The organism is Deltaproteobacteria bacterium, assembly GCA_019912665.1.
Classification (GTDB): domain Bacteria; phylum Desulfobacterota; class GWC2-55-46; order GWC2-55-46; family GWC2-55-46; genus UBA5799.
Window position 1 is genome coordinate 640,699 of record JAIOIE010000018.1, and the last position, 17,370, is coordinate 658,068.

Genomic DNA, 17,370 nt, shown 5'->3' on the forward strand with positions numbered 1-17,370 from the left:
CGACCTTTTCAATGCCGAACGAGAGAGACAAAAAATTAAACCGCCTGTTTTTCACCTTCGCGCTTATCATGGCGGTCCTTTTCTTCGCGAGCATTTTCAAGCACCTCTCGTATCCGCTTCTATGGAACGACGAGGGCGATACGGCCATGTTCGCAACGCGCGTCCTCGAGTACGGCTTCCCCAAGGTCTATGACGGAAAGAACGTGGTCTATGTCCACCCGGTCGATATAAAAATCGGCGTTAACGATTTCGGCATGTTTGTGGCCGACCCGATACTTATCTATTACCTGGCCGCGCCCGGCGCGTGGCTCGCGGAGAAGGCGGCGGACATATACGACAAGACCCTCCTATTCAGGCTGCCTTTCGCCATTGCAGGGCTCCTGGGGGCGTTAGTAATGGCGCTTGCCGCGGCAAACCTCTTTGAAAGGAACCGTCCGGCAAGGCCTCTTTTCATGGCGTTATTTTTCCTTTTTGCCACACTCTCGGTCTCCCTGGCCCTCCACCTCAGGGAGGCCAGGTATTATTCGCCGCTCGTCCTCTTCTCGGCCATCCTCTTCTATTCCTATTTCAAACACCGGCTCCTGGAGGAATCGGGTTACAGGTCCTATTTTGCCGTGTCCGTATTCATGCTCTTTCTGATCTACAATACCTTCTACCCGCTCTATTTCATGCTGCTCGCCTCGATCGGCCTATACGAGTTTTTCGCTCTTTTAAGGAAGATGCGTAGCGGGCTGGCGCCGGGCCGGCCCTTCGCGCTCCCGGCCATGCGGGATTTGAAGCCGTTCTTGCCGCTTTTCGTTTCGATCCTTACGGTAATACCTCTCCTCATATTCTTCAGGACCATAGAGGTAGCCCTTCTGAAGGGGTCTACCGTCGGGTTCAGCATGGAAAGGTATATCGCGAACCTGCAGTTCATTTTCGGATATTTTGTAAAGCACGAGTTTCTGTTTATCGCGCTCCTCATGAAGGCTGCCCTCGCCTTTCTTCTGATACGGGGGCGCGCAAAGGGCGAGGCGCTGCCGGATGGAACGGAGAGAAAGGTTAGCGCCTCCAATTTCCTGACCCTCTTCTTCCTCGTCCATGTGTTCGTGACAGCGGCTACCCCTCTCATGTTCACCCGCTACTTCATGGTCCTTCTGCCGGTCGTGACAGGCATAATGCTCCTCGATGCCTTCGCCGTGTTCGAAATTACGAGGAAATATCCTGTCGCCGCCCGGAAGGCATGGCAGGGGGTTCTGGTTGCCGCCTCTGTTGCGCTATTCATCATGGGGCTTGCGGGCAAAGCCGGGGACTTGAAGGGGCGCGCCTACGAGCTCACCCACCAGTACAAGGGGCCCCTTGATTTTGTCGTTCCTTTCGTCATCGAGAACTATGAGAGGCCCGAGGACATCATAATAGCCACGAACTACGAAGAGGCCTCGCTCATGTATTACACGAAGAGCATGGTGATAATAGGCTTCATAGGGATAAACCTCACGGAAGACATGAAGGAGACCCCTGACATAATTATCCATAGGGATTTCTGGCCCAACATACCCTATCCCTTCCCGGCCCTCCTCAGGAAGGCCGAGTACGGAAAGGTCTCCTTTCCCGTAAGGGACTACCAGGTGAACAACATACCCGACCTCCATAACGCAACCAGGCACCTCTACCAGACCCGCACGCCCCGGACCGAAGCTGAGAGCATGACCATATTCATCAGAAAATAACCTCGGTTCTGCCACTGCCCACGAAAATGAATCCCGGCAAGCCGTCCATTTGACAACCCGGCCTGATTGAGCTATCGTTTCCATGTCTGCATGTCTGCCGTCCCGTGAACGGTTTCCCCAGCTTGCCTGTTTTCTAACGCCGACGCCGCTTAATATTGGGTTCAACCTGCTTACAAGGAGAGACCGCATGGCTCGAATTGGCGCCCTCAGGCTTACACTCCTCATCCTTTCCCTTGCAGTATCAGTCCCAGCCTTTGCCCAGGAGGCCGTGCCGAGGCTTTCTGACGCGGAATTCGCCAGAGCCAAGCAGATATATTTCGACAGGTGCGCCGGATGCCACGGCACGCTCAGGAAGGGGGCTACCGGGCCCAACCTGGAACCTGAGAAGACACGCGTAATACCGGTCGAATCGCTGGCCATCATACTGGCCGAGGGCACGGCCGGGGGGATGCCCCCCTGGAAGGACATACTCTCGCAGGAGGAGATGGAGCTGGTATCCAGGTACCTGCACCTCGACCCTCCCCTTCCACCTGAGTGGAGCATGGACCAGGTAAGGGAGTCCTGGAAGCTCGTGGCCCCGGTCGAAAAGAGGCCTAAAAGCCCGCCGAAGAGGAACTGGCAGAACTACTTCGGGGTCATACAGAGGGATGTGGGGAAGGTGAGCGTGATAGACGGGGACACAAAGGAGGTCCTCTCCACCCTTGATACGGGGTTCGCGGTCCATATCCTGCGCACATCGGCCTCGGGCAGGTACATGTACTCCATAGGACGGGACGGGAAGGCCACCATGATAGACCTCTGGATGGACCCGCCCGGCATAGTCGCCGAGATAAAGACCGGGATAGACGCAAGGTCCATAGACACGAGCAAGTACAAGGGCGAACTAGGGGACTTTACCGACACCTATGCGGTGGTCGGCAATTACTGGCCTCCACATTATGTGATAATGAAAGGAGACACCCTCGAGCCGCTCAAGATCGTAAGCACGCGGGGGTACACCTACGACACGAACGAGTTCCACCCGGAGCCGAGGGTCGCCTCGATAGTCTCGTCGCACAACGCGCCGGAGTTCGTCCTTAACATCAAAGAGACCGGGGTCGTCCTACTCGTCGATTACAGCAAGCTCGACGCCGGCACTGTGACAGAAACGAAGATAAACGCCGAACGGTTCCTCCACGACGGCGGCTGGGACTCTACCAAGCGCTACTTCCTCGTTGCCGCGAACATGAGAAATAAGGTCGCTGCCATAGATACCCTCGAAAGAAAACTTACTGCCCTGATAGAGACCGGGAACAAGCCGCACCCCGGAAGGGGCGCAAACTGGGTGGACCCTGAGTACGGCCCTGTCTGGGCCACCCCGCACATGGGCGAGCCCATGGTGGCGGTCATAGGCACGGACCCCGAAGGACATCCCGAGCACGCCTGGAAGGTCGTAAGGAAGATACCGGTTGCCGGGAACGGGCTCTTCATCAAGACCCACCCGAAGAGCGACAATATCTGGATCGATAATATCCTCAGCAAGGACGTGGAGGTCGCCCAGACGCTCACGGTCATAAGCAAGAGCGATATCGGGGCAGAGCCGGTAAACTTGAGGCTCAGCGACTGGGGCAAGCTGGTCCATATGGAATACAACCGGGCCGGCGACGAGGTGTGGGTTTCTGTCTGGGAAAGGGAGGGCGAGATAATCGTAATAGACGACAAGACCCGCAAGGTAAAAAACAGGATAAAGCTGGCTACCCCCACGGGAAAGTTCAACGTCTACAATACGATGATGGACATATATTGAAAAGGGAAGGGGGCTTTTAAGCCCCCCTCTCTTTAGCAGGTTGCGGAAAAACGCAACCTGCCAAGCAATCCAGGGATGGATTGCCAAATTGCGAGCCTGTAAAGTCGAGCAATTTGTGAGACTTGCACGAATTCACTTCGGGCAAGTCGTGGCTGAAAAAGTCCAGGAAGGACTTTTTTCAGCATACTGTTAGATTACAATGACTTTCTTCAGCGCGCCTTTCGCATCACCTGCACGATGCCGCATATGAGGCCGCCGCCTCTCCAAGGAGGTCCGCGTCGATATGGACGCAACCGGCCTTTAGCACGCCGAACCTCTCCCTCTCCATTATCGCCGGATACATTTCCGGGGTATATCGGTCCCCAAGGGCGGCGAATATGCTCTCCTCTGAATGGATGTTTCTGTAAGATACCGGGGCGGAGGGTTCAACGCCCTTGTCGCTCTCCTTTTTATCCTGAGCCACGCCTCCGTCATTCCCCTTTTTATCCTGGGCCGCGCTCTCGCGGTTGTCTTCCAGGGCAGATACGAACCTCTGGAAGTTGGTGTAGGTCGTTTTTTCCAGGTAAGCGACCTGGACCCCGGACGACCCGTCCTTGCCGGGAAGTTCTTCGGATGCGGAAGCCTGGGAGGCAACCGAAACCATAGCGAATGCCGTCAGGGCAAACGATAAAAACGTAAATCTTTTCACTTCCGCCTCCTTCCTCGCGATATGCTTCTGCGCAATAGAATGCCGCGCCCCGCATTGGGGCCTTTTTGCCGATTGATTCCGTTGATCTGATGGTGATCGCAAGAGAGAGAAGCGAGCTGCAGGAGGATATACCTATAATACGGGAGAGATGCCTTTGTCAAGCCCAAATTTCAGGAAGCCGCGTAGACAGCGGGGAATATGATTCAGAACCGCCTGTTCGAGGCGTTGTACTTGCCGACAGGCCTTTTGAAGGGAATGGACTTTACCGGCTCAAGGCTTCTTGTGTCGTATACCGCTATCCTCCCGTCGTCTTCCGAGACGCTCACGAGCGCAAAGGCCCCGTCCCTCGTGAACTCAATATGCATGGCCTTTTTCCCCGGCTCCGGGACCACCTCGCCTGAAATGGCAAGGGTCTTTTTATCGATGAGCTGGATCGTGTCCGTGCCGGTGTCGACCCAGATGTGCGGAACGTTCTCGTGCGTGCGCGCAAAAAAGCCCGGCCCCTTCACCTTCATTTCGGCCAGAAGCTCCCAGTCCCCGAGCCGTAGGACGCTCAGGACCGGCGCGCCTATGTGCGGGAATGCGGCGAACCCGGCCCCTTCCGTCTCCCAGAACGCCGCTGAGGCGAGGTGCGGCATGCCCGACTTGAGGGTTAGCTCCTTTACTACCCTCTCTTCCTTCAAGTCCAGGACCCATAGCTTTCCGCTCCCCCTTGAAGTGGCGGCCATGTATCTTTCCCCCGGCTCGATGAAGAAATCCGTCACTGGCGTATCGGTCTCCATGAACTTCACTTCAAGCGCGTTATCATCGATAAAGAGAAGGCCTGCCCTGTCCCTTGCGGCTGCCACGAACCTCCGGCCCTCTCTCAAGGCGTAGACAGAACTTATCGGCCCGGCATCCCGGAGCGACCTTATCGGCTCAAGGGTCGCGGCATCGAAGACCACGAGCCCGGCCGGCAGAAGGGACGCAACCGCCACCTTTTTCCCGTCTGCAGAGACCGCCAGGTTCCTCGCGCTTATGCCAGCCCTTATCCTTCCTGCCTCCCTGAGGTCAAGGAGGTCGTATTTTATGACCCAGCCGTCCCTTGACGATATGAACGCTTGCTCAAGGCCGGGGCCGAACTTGGGCCCGCCGTGGACCGCTCCGGCCTTTACGCTCCCCATTAGCTCGAAGCTCTCTCCGTCCATGAAATGCACCGTATTTCTGCCCGCCTCAACGACCATGAAGAGGTTATCCCTGTTATGGACGGATCCGGACCCGTCCTCCAGGGCGGAAATAACGCGGGTCGAAAGCATCTCTTTAAAGCCCCACTCTGGTGCTTTTGCCGGGGTCTTTACGAAGCGGGCAGCCTCAAGAAGTTCCTCGTCCGAAAGGACGCCCTTAAAGGGAGGCATGTTGGTCGCCTTTATCCCATCTCTTATTATCGAGGCGAGCTCAGTCTCGTTTTTAGAGCCGAGGTACTCGGGTATGAGGGGCGGCCCAGTCAACCCGTGCCTTTCCGGGTGGTGGCACGAGGCGCAGTGCTTGAGATAGAGGGGCTCTCCTCCGGCCAGGGCGCCGCTTCCCGGGGAGACAAATATCGCGATTATTACAGTTAAGGCGAGTCTCATGCGGTTGAGCTGCCCGCGGGCTCGGCCCGGTAGTTTATGAAATAGACGGGGGAGCTTTTTTTAAACTCCCTCACCGTATGAAGGGACTTTTGCCTGGACGCGCCCGCCTTTTCCGCCAGCCCGACTATAACCGCCTCAAGGTCTTCGCGTGAGTTCCCATGTACCATGGTGTAGACATTAAAGGGGAAGCCCTCGAACCTGGGTCGTATGTAGCAGTGGCTCACCCTCGGGTGCCCGGCAAGGGCGCTCCCGGCTTCATCTGCCCCCTTGTCGTCTATATCCCAGACCACCATCGCGTTATTCCTGAACCCCGCGTTTCTTGGGGTAAGCGCGGCCCCGAACCTCCTTATGACCCCGCATTCGAGTAGTGAGGCCGAGCGCTCAAGGACCTCTTCCACGCTCCAGCCGAGGCGTAAGGCGGCCTCGTGGAAAGGCCTGGCCGTAAGAAAGAGGCCCTCGTCCTGAAGGACCCTTATGAGCGCAATGTCCCTGGGGTCGCGTATCATTCCACCCTCAAATCCACCTTGACCTTGAACATCCTTGCAGCCGGGAGGTTATGGACCCGGTCTATTCCGGCCCTTTCGCATATGTCGGATACGACCTCGCCTATGGCTTCCCTGGAAGGGGCTATTACGGTGAACCAGAGGTTCGGGACCCCGTCCCGCTGGTAGTTGTGCGTGACCTCGGGCCGGGAATTTATTATTGATGCGACCTGCTCTATTCTCTCCTCAGGCACATGCACTGCGCAAAGTGTCGATGATGAACCCATCTTTTTGGCGTCAAAGAACGGACCCACCTTGCGGACGACCCCGGCCTTGACGAGCCGCCTTACTCTCGAAAGCGCCTCATCCCCGGTCACCCCAGCCATTTTTCCAAGCTCCTCATAGGGCTCTGCCTTTAACGGAAAACCGCCCTGTACGATGTTAAGGAGCGCCTTGTCGATACTGTCGAGCATATGTTCCGCCATAATGGTCTCCCGCCGAGCTTAAGGAAAGTAGAACACCACAAACGCGGCCTGTCAACCGGGCGCTCGTGCGGATTTACTTTTTTCTGCTATGCTGTCTTATATCCAGCCGGGGACCAAATGAATCGGCGGTCCCCTTGGGGGTGCGATGCTATCGGTTTCAGGGATACTTTCCGGAAAGACCTCTGGCAGCAGCCGGACGGAAAGGCTCCGCTATTCGCGGGAGTCAAGGCCGGTGGTCGTCTGGAACCTGACCCGCAGCTGCACCTTGAGTTGCCTGCATTGCTATAACGATTCCCGGGACAGGGCGTTCGACGGGGAGCTTTCGACTGCCGAGGCCGTCTCCGTAATCGATAGCCTTTCCGTTTTCGGCGTCCCTGCCATAGTCTTCTCCGGCGGCGACCCTCTTACAAGAGACGATATTTTCCATCTGGCGGGATACGCTGGCTCAAAGAGGATACGGACTATTCTTTCAACGAGCGGGGTGCTCATCGACGAGCCCGCTGCCAAAAGAATCAAAAAGGCCGGGTTCTCGTATGCGGGCGTAAGCATCGACGGAAGCGAGGAGACGAACGACAGGCTCCGCGGCTCGAAGGGGAGCTTCAAAAAGGCCCTGGACGGGATACGGTGTCTTAAGGGCCTTGACATTCCCACGGGCGTTCGCATTACCTTGAGCAGGAACAATGCCGGAGAGCTCCCCTTCATCTTCGACCTGATTGAAAAGGAAGGGCTTGAACGGGGATATTTCGCGCACCTTGTCTACTCCGGCAGGGGCGGGGCTTTTTCCAGGGAAGACCTCGGCTACGCCGAGACAAGGGCGGCGCTCGACTATATCTTCGAGCGCGCGGCAGGCTTTATCGAAAAGGGCGTTCATAAGGAGATCGTCACAGGCAGCAACGACGCTGACGGGGCCTACCTGTATCTCAAGCTCAGGGAGAGCGACCCGGAAAAGGCGGAGGCAATGCGCGGGCTCCTATCCGGAAGAGGCGGCAATACCGCGGGCGTGAACATCGCCTGCATAGACAACCTGGGCAGGGTGCACGCTGACCAGTTCTGGCAGGGCCATCCGCTCGGTAGCGTAAGGGAGCGGCCCTTCGGAGAGATATGGAGGGGTCCGGAGCCGCTCCTTAACGCGCTCCGGGACAGGAAGGCGTTCATAAAGGGCCGGTGCAACTGGTGCTCGTTCTTTGATATCTGCGGCGGGAACAGCAGGGCAAGGGCCGCATCCGCATACGGCGACTTCTGGGCAGAGGACCCGGCCTGCTATCTTACGGACGAGGAGATAGGGATAAAGCTCGAAAATTGAAGGGGGCGAGATGAGAAATGCGGGAATTATAATCGGGGTCCTGCTCTTTCTGTTTGCGGGCGCAGGCCGGTCCGCCGAAGCGGAGAGCGTGAAAAAGGTCTACGGAACAGCGGCCCTGATGGTGGTGGTCGAAAGGGAAGACGGCAGGGTCGCGGTAATAGATTCCGTGAACCACGAACTTATAGGAAGGATAGCCGGGCTTGGCAACCTGAGGCACGCATCGATCGTATTTTCGAGGGACGCGAGGTTCGCGTTCGTCGCTGCAAGGGACGGCATGATTAGCAAGATAGACCTGCTGGGCATGGAAATCGCCGCCCAGAAAAAAGCAGGCGATAGCTCCATAGGCATCGCCATATCCAGGGACAACAGGTACATAATGGTATGCAACTACGAGCCGGGCGGGGCAGTCATCATGGACGCAGCCTCTCTCGAAATAGTAAAGGAGATCCCGGCGGAATTCACCCTGCCGGACGGGAGCAAATCAAGGGCGAGGACCGTCGGCCCGCTCGATACCGCCGACAACCTCATGATATTCGCGCTCATGGAAGGGAACGCGGTCTGGGTGGTGGACATGAGAAAGGAAGGTTTCCCGGCCGTAAGGAAATTCGAGGACGTGGGCGACACCCCCTATGACCAGCTCATAACGCCCGACGGCAGGCATTACATGGTCGGCCTCTTGAAATCGGACTGGATGGGGCTTCTCGACACCTGGAAGCTCGACGGGATGAAAAGGATAGACGTCAGCGAGAGGAGGTCGGCGTTAAAAAAAGAGGGCGAGAAGGTCCCGCTCCACCACATACCGCATATCGAGTCATGGGCCATAGCAGGGAGGCTCGCCTTTGTGCCCGCCTTCGCTGAAAAGAGGGTGATAGTCTACGAGACCGACAACTGGACTGTCGTAAAATCAATACCTGTCTCAGGCACGCCGCTATTCGTGGTGGCGCGTCCGGGCGGCAGGGAGATATGGGTGGATAACGTCGGAGAGCCCGGAAGCAAGGAGGAAAGGCTCATAGAGGTCATAGACATTGAGAGCCTTGAGGTCAAGAAGGCCATAGACGCGGGAAAGGGGGCCATACACCCCCAGTTCACGCCCAAGGGCGAGGCGGTCTATATATCGATACAGGGCGAGGACAGGATAGCGGTCTACGACGCCGACACCTACACGCTTATAAAGGATTTCCCGGCAAAAAAGCCCTCGGGGATATTCTCGTCGGACAGGGCCTCAAAGTTCGGCCTCTGATACGGGTTTTAATTTCAAGCGCATGGGTGCTATAATAACAGAATGGCACAGTGCTTCCACTGCAAGAAGGCCATAGAGGCCAGGTGCAGGCCCGGCAGGGGCGAGTCATGCCCGGTCTGCGGCTCGGACCTGCTGGTATGCCTGAACTGCGGGTTCTATGACCCGGCCTCCTATAACGAATGCCGGGAACCTGCTGCCGAAAGGGTGCTCGATAAGGAAAAGGCCAACTTCTGCGAGTACTTCGAGTTCAGGGAGGCGGCGTCTGGACGCGGCAAGGGAACCGATTCGGTAGAGGAGCTAAGAAAGCTATTCAAAACCTGAGCTGCCGTAGCGCGCCCTGATAAGACGAATCCCGCCAAATTCCTAATCGTACACCTTGTGACCGTTCTCGGAGAGCCAGTTCATCTGCTCGGCGCTGAGCCTCTTCTGGCACACGTACCAGTTCTCGTTATAGATCCTCACCCAGCCCTGGTCCTCGAGCTCCGGGACCTTCTTGCCGAGTACGCAAAACGCGAGCACGTCGTGCGCGTAGGTGGGGCAGCCGTAGAACCTCCCCTCGCGCGAAAGCCAGCCGGAATTGCATTCCGGGTCGTAGTACGGGGTCTTGGTCCAGTCAAGGAGGCGGATGTGCTCGGACGAGACCGATTCCAGAACGAGATCGCGCTCGTCTTTTTCCTTCCAGCGGCTCCGCGCGACGTCTTCCCAGTGCCCGCCCCTGTCCTTCATCCAATAGGCCGGGGATCCGGGTTTTTCCTGCTCGGAACCGGGGCTGACGAGGAAATAATTCTTATGTCCGGTTTTGGTCTTCATCGGAGCGTCCCATAAAGTATAGACCGGGTCCGTTGCAAGGTCAAAGGGACCCCTGGTGGCCGGAAATCCTGCTCAGCCCGGCAGGAGGTCGTCCCAGACCTTCACGGGGTCGAGTGCGAAGATCGCGTCCGGGCCGGCGTCCATCACATGCCAGCCGCCCTGGAGGAGCTCCCTTTCGAGCTGGTCCGGGGCCCATCCGGCGTACCCGGCATAGATGCGGAAAGAGTCCGACGGCATGCCGGCCTCCATCCCCTTCCTGAGGTTCGCCTCGCTCGTGCTCACGCACACGCCGGGAAGGACAGGGCCACAGCCCTCCATCTCACCTTCGGTCCGGAATAGCATCCAGACATTGCCCGGCTCGACGGGGCCGCCGAAGAAAAGCGGGTCGTCCTTGCGGGACTCTGCAACGCCCAGGACGCCGTCCGCGAGCTTCATTTTCAAAGGCCGGTTGAGTATCAGCCCCGCAGCGCCGTGGCTCCCGTATTCGAATAGGAGTATTACGGTCTTTTTGAAGACCGGGTCGTTCAAGTCGGCCCCAGCCACGAGGAACTTGCCTTTTGCGAGCCGGTAATCGTGCCTGTAGGTCTCGGGGTCGAGCCTTTCAGACTCTTCAGGAACTATATGTGCGTGGATGGAAGGGAGCGCAATTCCCCACATGAGGAGCGCAAGCAAGGACATCCTTAAAGCGTAGAGCTTCATGACTTAGATTCCGGAACAGACATGAATCAAAAAGACCCCCGCATCGGCTGCTTGGAAGTGAGCTCCCATGTTACCTTAAGACCGGCCGGTTTGCACCATTAAACGGGAGGGCGCGCGCTTCCGGATTGACATCCCACCTCTCTCCGATAAAGACCTTTATAACCGGCCCCTGAAGTGTTAACCTCATAAAAAAAATTTCCCTGGGAGTGGGCTCTCATGCCTCATTTCGATCTCCGCCATTTCCTTGAAACGCTCGGAGAAAGGCTCGGAAGCCGCGCCTTCGTCGTCCAGGTAGGGGCCATGGACGGGAAGACCTTCGACCCGGTGCACGAGTACATAAAACGCTTCGGCTGGAGCGGGTTACTTATTGAGCCCGTCAGGGAGCATTTCGAGAAGCTGAAGGAGACCTACCGGGAAAACCCGGGAATAGCTTTTTCTAACGTGGCTGTTGCCGGGCACTGCGGGACCATCGAGCTATTCAGGGTGCCTTCCGAGCATGTCATCGAAGGGCGCGTGCCTAGATGGGGGCTTGGGGCCGCCTCAATCTATGCTGACCGGAACGCGCTTTCGTTCCCAGAGGTGCGCCCGTTCGTGGTGAAGGAGGAGGTCCCCTGCATGACGCTTCCGGGAATACTGCGGGAGCATAATGTAGCTCGGATCGACGTCCTGCAGATCGATACCGAGGGCTGCGACTATCAGGTATTGAAGCAGCTCGATTTCAGCGCCTTCCGCCCCAAGGTCATAAATATGGAGATAGTGAACATACCGAAAAGCGAGCGGACCCCCTGCAAGCGCCTCCTCGACTCGCATGGGTATACATATGTCAAGGCGGGCTACGACCTGCTGGCGGTCTCGCTCGATGATTTCATGAAGTAAGCCTTATTTTCCCGCCGAGCCTCCACTCCATAGTAAGTCCGAGCCCGCTTTCGAGCCCCACGAGCGGCCCCCATCCAAGCCCCTCTTTTGCCTTCCCTATTGTAAGACAACTCCTTTTAATATCCCCTGGTCTTGCATCGCCTTTAGCAGGGGTTTTTAGGGCCTCCGACAAGGGCCTGACCCGGCTCAGGGCTGAAGCGATGCCGTTAAAGAGCTCCAGGGTATGGGTGGCCACACCCGTCCCGATATTGTATATACCCCCGCTCCCCTTTTCGAGGGCCAGGAGGTTTGCCCGTGCAACGTCTGTGACGAAGCAGTAATCCCTGGTCATGCCCCTCGGCTCGTCAGAATAGGCGTTAACCGTGCAGGGGAGCCCCGATATGAGCCTGTCCATGAATATGGCGACGACGCCAGCCTCCCCGTGCGGGACCTGCCTGGGGCCGTATATGTTCGCGTATCTCAATACCGTGTAGTCAAGCCCGTACTGATCCCGGTAGAAATCGAGGTACTTCTCGGATACGAGCTTGGTTATGGCATAGGGCGAGGCAGGCCTGGGCATGTAATCTTCACCCGTGGGGTATTCCGTCGCCTCTCCGTAGACGGCCCCGCCTGAGGATATGAATATGACCTTTTTCGTCCCGTTCTTCCTTGCGGCCTCGAGGACGTTCAGGAAGCCCTTTACGTTCACGTCCGCGTCGAAGAGCGGGTCTTCAACCGAGGCCGGAACCGACATCTGCGCCGCGTGATGGTTAACGACATCGGGCCTTTCGTGCTCGAATACCTTCCCGACCTCGGGCGAGCGCACGTCCATCAGATAGAACTTCGCCCTGGGGTTAAGGTTCTCGCGCCTGCCCGTAAAGAGGTTGTCGAGTATGACCACCTCGTGCCCGGCCTCTATGTAAGCGTCGGCCACGTTCGAGCCTATGAAACCCGCGCCACCTGTAACAAGTATCTTCATATCACCCCTCTGAAATAGAATTCAGCAAGTCCGTCTGCCTCGCGTTCAGCGTAGCTCGCCTTTTATCCCCTTAAGGTAGTCCCTGAAGCCTTTTGTTATCATACTCGCGCCAGGGGCCGCCGGGGTCTTCATGGTAAGAAGGCTTAAAAACGAGGCGGCCAGTATCGAAAGGTATCTCGCGTAGCGCAAGGGCAAGGGTAGAGGCCTGTTCAGGTCAACGCACCTCAAGGTGTTCCGGGTCGAGTAATAAAGGGACGCGGCCACCCCGACAGCCCCGCTCGATGCCGAGACCTTGTGCCAGACCTTTGATGATGGCACGTAGAGCACCTTGAACCCGGCCTTTTTCGCGCGCATCCCCCAGTCCAGGTCCTCGGCGTAGCAGAAGTAATCCTCGTCGAAAAGGCCGACCTTCTCGCAGAGGATTCTACTGACCATCATGGCGCAGCCCGTGGGCCTTCCTGTCTCCCTTGTCCCGGAACCGCCAGAGTCCTTCTTATTGAAACCGAGGTGCCTTCCCCAGCCAAGCAGACTGCTAAAGTAAGCACCGCCGTACCATACTGTGTCCGGCCTGTCATGGAAATACACCTTCGAGCAGAGTATACCAGCCTGAGGCTCGCCTTCTGCGGCGGCAACAAGCTCGCTTACGAAATCGGGCGCAACAATGGTATCGTTATTGAGGAGCAGCACATAATCCGCCTCGTTCTCAAAGGCCTGCCTTATGCCCGCGTTGCAGCCACCGGCAAAGCCCAGGTTTTTCCCGGTCCCGATGAACCTTATGCCCGAGGGGAAACGCCTCTTGAGGGCATTGAGGGAGCCGTCCACGGAGCCGTTGTCAACGACCATTATCTCAAGCGCCGGATAGACTACTTTCTTCAGTGACTGTAAGCACTCCGCCGTATCCCTGTACCCGTTCCAGTTGAGGACGACTATCGAGACCTTCGGGGCCATTATTTCAGCGCCTCCCGGTCTCAAGGGCCGCCCTGCCCTTTTCCGGGAGGAGCTCCATGTATTTCCGCTCAAGCCCGGCCGCAATCTTCTCCCATGAATACTTCTCTGAGACGAGGGCATAGCCGCCCTTTCTTATCCTCTCGGAGAGAGAGCGGTCTTCCATGAGCCTCTTGCAGGCCTCGGCAAACTCCCGGGGGCTGTCGGCTATGAGGATATTCTCGTTATTCCGGACCTCTATGCCCTCGCACCCTATGGAGGTCGAAACGACCGGAGAGCCGGCTGCCATCGCCTCCAGTATCTTAAGCCTCGTGCCGCTCCCGACTCTCAACGGCACTATGGAGATCGCGTTTTTAAGCATCGGCCCCGTCTCTTTAACGAACCCGTGGAGTTTTATATCCGGGTCCGTCTCAAGCGGCTTTAGCGCGCCAACAGGGTCGCTCCCTGCCACATCCAATTTTACGCCCAGGCATATCTCCTTGAGTATCGGGAATATGGCTTCATGGAAATAGAGGAGGCCGTCCCTGTTCGGCCAATGGCCGGTAGAGCCTATGTATAGCAGCCTTTTCCCCGGCTCAAAGGGCGCGAGCGCCTCCTCGGGGCTCAAGGGGGTTGCGCCGTTCGGCACTACCTGAAACCGGTCTCCCGGACAGAGCTTCCGGAGCATTTCCGCGTCGGCCTGGGACATCATTATCCTCAGGTCGAAGCGTCCGGAAAGTTTTTTCTCAAGCCGCCTGCTCTTTAGCCACTGGATGTAGAAGAACGCCTTCCAGACCATGCCGGGGGCGTTCCTGGCGCGGCGGTACTGGGTCACGAAGGAAAGGTCCTGCTCGGTAAGGGCGCCTACGCCGGCAAACTTGTCCGGGAGATAGGGCCCCATCTCCGTAAGCTCTATCTGAACGACGTCGAATGAGCCAGAGGCAAGGAGGGCATTAAGCCTTTCCGCCATCCGCTTCGAGCGGTACGCGAGGGATATTATCGGATAAGGCGAGAGTATGTGGCGTATATTGAAGAGAAGGGACGGTAGCCCGGTGAGCTCCCTTCTTTCCACTCCCTCGACCCTGCAATATCTCTCAAGCTCCTTGAGGGCGGAAAGCTCGCCGTTTCCGCTGTAGAAACATAAGAGCGTGACCTCGTTCCTCCGTGAAAGCTCCCTTATGAGGTTGAAGACCCTCACCTTGCCGCCGTCGGCAGGCGGGTAGGGCGGGAAAGGCGATACGACGAGTATCCTCATCCGGTCATTCAGCCTGCGTTACGATTCTATCACTATACTGGAGGCTATAATATTTAGTGTACTCGCCGGAGATTATCCTGTCCCACCAGTCGCGGTTGGCGATGTACCAGTCTATGGTCTTCGCTATCCCGTCCTCGAAGCAATGCGCCGGCGCCCAGCCGAGCTCCTTCTCCATCTTCGAACAGTCTATGGCGTATCTCCTGTCGTGGCCGGGCCTGTCCTTCACGAAGGTGATGAGCTTTTCGCGGCTCCCCTCGAAGGGGTACTCCTTTAATGCGCCCTCACCGGCCTTCCTGTCCAGGACCGAGCAGATGAGCTTTACTATCTCGATATTCTTCTTCTCGTTCCGGCCGCCTATGTTGTAGGTCTCGCCGAGCCTCCCTTTTTCAAGGACGGTATCCACGGCCCTGCAGTGGTCCTCGACATAGAGCCAGTCCCTGACGTTAAGCCCGTCGCCATAGACCGGAAGGGCCTTGCCCTTCAATGCGTTTATTACCATCAACGGGATGAGCTTCTCCGGAAACTGGTACGGCCCGTAGTTGTTCGAGCAGTTGGTCGTGAGGACCGGGAGCCCGTAGGTGTGGAAGTAGGCCCTGACGAGATGGTCGGATGAGGCCTTGCTCGCGGCATAGGGCGAGTTGGGGCTGTAGGCGGTAGTCTCTGTGAAAAAGCCTGTGGGCCCGAGCGTGCCGTAGACCTCGTCGGTCGAGACGTGGAGGAACCTTTTTCCGCCGGAATCATTGCCCCAGTGCTTCCTCGCGGCCTCGAGCAGGGTGAATGTGCCGAGGATGTTCGTCTCTATGAAGTCCCTGGGGCCGAGTATCGAGCGGTCCACGTGCGATTCGGCAGCGAAGTTCACGACCGTGTCTATGCCCTCTTCCGTAAAGAGCGCGTCAACGAGATTTATATCGGTTATATCGCCCTTCACGAACCTGTATAGCGGCCCCTCCTTTAAAGACGCGAGGTTTTCTAGGTTGCCCGCGTAGGTGAGCTTATCGAGCACCACGAGCCTGTCGCCGGGGTGGGCGGCCCTCATGTGGAGGACGAAATTAGAGCCGATGAAGCCTGCGCCGCCTGTTATGAGTATCTTACGCATTGCCAACCCCCCTTTGAGGCAACCCCTAAAAATCGATCTTTTCCCCGGACTCTGCGTCAGGCCGGGAAAAGCGTGAAAAAGCTCTAATTTTCAGAAGTTGCCTTGAGTTCCTTGAGCATCGACCGGAGCGAGTCTCTCCAGTAAGGAATCCGGAGCCCGAAGGCCCCCTTTATCCTGGCCTTGTCCAGGACCGAGAAGGCAGGCCTCCTGGCCGGGACAGGATATTCAGCCGTGAGTATCGGCTCTATTGCCGAGCACTTAAGCCCGGTGCCGAGCGCCTTCGCCTCCTCGCATATCGCAACCGCGAAATCGAACCAGCTCGCCACACCCTCATTGGAATAATGGTAAGTCCCCCAGGGGCTTTTGCCCGCGCTGATTGATTTTGCGACCTCGACTATCGCGGAGGCCAGGTCCGCGCTCCAGGTCGGAGAGCCGACCTGGTCGTATACCACCCTGAGCGAGTCCCGCTCCGATGCGAGCCTCAGTATCGTCTTTACGAAGTTATGCCCCGTGACCCCGTAGACCCACGAGGTGCGTATGACCACGCGCTTATCCAAAAGGGCCGCGAGGGCCGCCTCGCCCGCGAGCTTGGACTCTCCATAGACGCTCTGCGGGTTGGTCGCGTCGTCTTCCCTGTAAGGGACCGCCCTCGACCCGTCGAATACGAAATCGGTCGAGACGTGTATAAGTGGGATGCCCGCCTCAAGCGCGGCCCGTCCGAGGTTTGCAGGGCCGTCGGAATTCACGGCAAAGGCCCTTTCCCTCTCCTTCTCGGCGAGATCGACCTTCGTGTAAGCCGCCGCGTTTATTATAAGGCCGGGCCTCTCCTTCCGTACCGCGTTGAAAACCGCAGTGGCGTCCGCTATGTCAAGCTCGGATGAGCCGAAGGCCGCTGTCTCGAACCCGGCATTCCGGAGAAGCGGCCCAAGGTCGCTCCCGAGCTGCCCTTTTGCGCCTGTCAGTAGTGCCTTCATTCAATCCAGCCTGTAGGGGGATTTGGGGTCGTTCTCGTATCTCACCTCGTCAACCGGCTCCTTTTTGCCGTTCCCCTTAAAGAGCCTGTTCGGGCAGTTTATGACGAGCCCGTCCTCGCTCCCCACGTTCCTGTACGCGTGGACGACCTTTTTGGGGACGATGACGACCGAGGGGTTTGATTCCCCGGCCACGAAGGCCATCCTGTTCCCGAAGGTCGGCGACTCGGGCCTGTTGTCCCAGAGATACACCTTGAAGTCCGACGGCCCGGCAAAGCAGAAATAATCGGCCTGGTCCATGTGCTCGTGCGGCCCCCTCGCCACACCCGGCCTCGTAAGCGAGACATAGGTCATGACGGGAACGTACTCCTCTGAAATTTCATCCGTGCGGAAGAGCTCCATCAGCCACCCGCGGTCGTCCGCATACCTCTTGAGCTCCTTTATCACAATACCCTCAATCGGCCCGTCCTTGAACATG

At 57.6% G+C, this 17,370-nt stretch carries 18 protein-coding genes; 6 read left to right on the forward strand and 12 right to left on the reverse strand.

Translation table 11 applies throughout. The features are described from left to right. Positions 1-11 precede the first annotated feature (11 nt). Positions 12-1,709, forward strand: coding sequence for a hypothetical protein (locus K8I01_07505; protein ID MBZ0220262.1), 1,698 nt, complete (start codon positions 12-14; stop codon positions 1,707-1,709). Between the two features lie 187 nt (positions 1,710-1,896). Then, positions 1,897-3,495, forward strand: coding sequence for a nitrite reductase (locus tag K8I01_07510; protein MBZ0220263.1), 1,599 nt, complete (start codon positions 1,897-1,899; stop codon positions 3,493-3,495). 226 nt (positions 3,496-3,721) lie between these two features. On the opposite strand, the gene K8I01_07515 is transcribed toward K8I01_07510, so the two are convergent. From K8I01_07515 to K8I01_07530, 4 genes are all read right to left on the reverse strand, one after another. Next, positions 3,722-4,183, reverse strand: coding sequence for a hypothetical protein (locus tag K8I01_07515; GenBank protein ID MBZ0220264.1), 462 nt, complete (start codon positions 4,181-4,183; stop codon positions 3,722-3,724). A 203-nt stretch (positions 4,184-4,386) separates the two neighbouring features. Then, on the reverse strand, positions 4,387-5,793 hold the full coding sequence (locus tag K8I01_07520) for a nitrite reductase (protein MBZ0220265.1): 1,407 nt from the start codon (positions 5,791-5,793) through the stop codon (positions 4,387-4,389). Beyond that, complete coding sequence (locus K8I01_07525) at positions 5,790-6,299, reverse strand: Lrp/AsnC family transcriptional regulator (GenBank protein MBZ0220266.1); 510 nt, start codon at positions 6,297-6,299, stop codon at positions 5,790-5,792. The genes K8I01_07520 and K8I01_07525 overlap by 4 nt, the downstream gene beginning before the upstream one ends. Continuing rightward, positions 6,296-6,760 carry an AsnC family transcriptional regulator gene (locus tag K8I01_07530; protein ID MBZ0220267.1) on the reverse strand — a complete coding sequence of 155 codons (465 nt, stop codon included), beginning with the start codon at positions 6,758-6,760 and terminating at the stop codon, positions 6,296-6,298. The genes K8I01_07525 and K8I01_07530 overlap by 4 nt, the downstream gene beginning before the upstream one ends. 145 nt (positions 6,761-6,905) lie before the next feature. On the opposite strand from K8I01_07530, the gene K8I01_07535 reads away from it, so the two are divergent. From K8I01_07535 to K8I01_07545, 3 genes are read left to right on the forward strand one after another with little or no spacing between them, the layout of a single operon-like run. Next, positions 6,906-8,063, forward strand: a complete 1,158-nt coding sequence (locus K8I01_07535; protein MBZ0220268.1) for a radical SAM protein — start codon at positions 6,906-6,908, stop codon at positions 8,061-8,063. A 10-nt stretch (positions 8,064-8,073) separates the two neighbouring features. Continuing rightward, the gene (locus tag K8I01_07540; GenBank protein ID MBZ0220269.1) at positions 8,074-9,303 is read left to right on the forward strand and encodes a protein nirF; all 1,230 of its coding nucleotides are present in this window, start codon (positions 8,074-8,076) and stop codon (positions 9,301-9,303) included. A 42-nt stretch (positions 9,304-9,345) separates the two neighbouring features. Then, positions 9,346-9,624 (forward strand): hypothetical protein, encoded by a 279-nt coding sequence (locus tag K8I01_07545; protein MBZ0220270.1) that lies wholly within the window; start codon positions 9,346-9,348, stop codon positions 9,622-9,624. A gap of 42 nt (positions 9,625-9,666) precedes the next feature. Here the strand turns inward: K8I01_07545 and K8I01_07550 are convergent, their stop codons facing one another. Both K8I01_07550 and K8I01_07555 read right to left on the reverse strand, forming a co-directional pair. Continuing rightward, positions 9,667-10,113: a hypothetical protein gene (locus tag K8I01_07550; protein ID MBZ0220271.1), complete on the reverse strand. Its 447-nt coding sequence runs from the start codon at positions 10,111-10,113 to the stop codon at positions 9,667-9,669. A 72-nt stretch (positions 10,114-10,185) separates the two neighbouring features. Further along, positions 10,186-10,812 (reverse strand): YqgE/AlgH family protein, encoded by a 627-nt coding sequence (locus K8I01_07555; GenBank protein ID MBZ0220272.1) that lies wholly within the window; start codon positions 10,810-10,812, stop codon positions 10,186-10,188. A 216-nt stretch (positions 10,813-11,028) separates the two neighbouring features. Here K8I01_07555 and K8I01_07560 point away from each other — a divergent pair, with 216 nt between their 5' ends. Continuing rightward, positions 11,029-11,688 (forward strand): FkbM family methyltransferase, encoded by a 660-nt coding sequence (locus K8I01_07560; GenBank protein MBZ0220273.1) that lies wholly within the window; start codon positions 11,029-11,031, stop codon positions 11,686-11,688. Here K8I01_07560 and K8I01_07565 read toward each other — a convergent pair. The 6 genes from K8I01_07565 to K8I01_07590 all read right to left on the reverse strand — a co-directional run bounded on the left by K8I01_07565 (position 11,678) and on the right by K8I01_07590 (position 17,369). Beyond that, positions 11,678-12,646, reverse strand: a complete 969-nt coding sequence (locus tag K8I01_07565; GenBank protein ID MBZ0220274.1) for an NAD-dependent epimerase/dehydratase family protein — start codon at positions 12,644-12,646, stop codon at positions 11,678-11,680. The two genes, K8I01_07560 and K8I01_07565, sit on opposite strands and share 11 nt — an antisense overlap. A 45-nt stretch (positions 12,647-12,691) precedes the next feature. After that, positions 12,692-13,594 carry a glycosyltransferase family 2 protein gene (locus K8I01_07570; protein ID MBZ0220275.1) on the reverse strand — a complete coding sequence of 301 codons (903 nt, stop codon included), beginning with the start codon at positions 13,592-13,594 and terminating at the stop codon, positions 12,692-12,694. A gap of 4 nt (positions 13,595-13,598) precedes the next feature. Then, a complete protein-coding gene (locus K8I01_07575; GenBank protein ID MBZ0220276.1) occupies positions 13,599-14,825 on the reverse strand; it encodes a glycosyltransferase family 4 protein in 1,227 nt (408 codons plus the stop codon). A 4-nt stretch (positions 14,826-14,829) separates the two neighbouring features. After that, positions 14,830-15,921: a dTDP-glucose 4,6-dehydratase gene (gene rfbB / locus K8I01_07580; protein MBZ0220277.1), complete on the reverse strand. Its 1,092-nt coding sequence runs from the start codon at positions 15,919-15,921 to the stop codon at positions 14,830-14,832. Positions 15,922-16,004: 83 nt separating this feature from the next. Then, positions 16,005-16,895, reverse strand: coding sequence for a dTDP-4-dehydrorhamnose reductase (gene rfbD / locus K8I01_07585; GenBank protein MBZ0220278.1), 891 nt, complete (start codon positions 16,893-16,895; stop codon positions 16,005-16,007). Further along, positions 16,896-17,369 carry a dTDP-4-dehydrorhamnose 3,5-epimerase family protein gene (locus K8I01_07590; GenBank protein ID MBZ0220279.1) on the reverse strand — a complete coding sequence of 158 codons (474 nt, stop codon included), beginning with the start codon at positions 17,367-17,369 and terminating at the stop codon, positions 16,896-16,898. Between the last annotated feature and the right edge of the window lies 1 nt (position 17,370).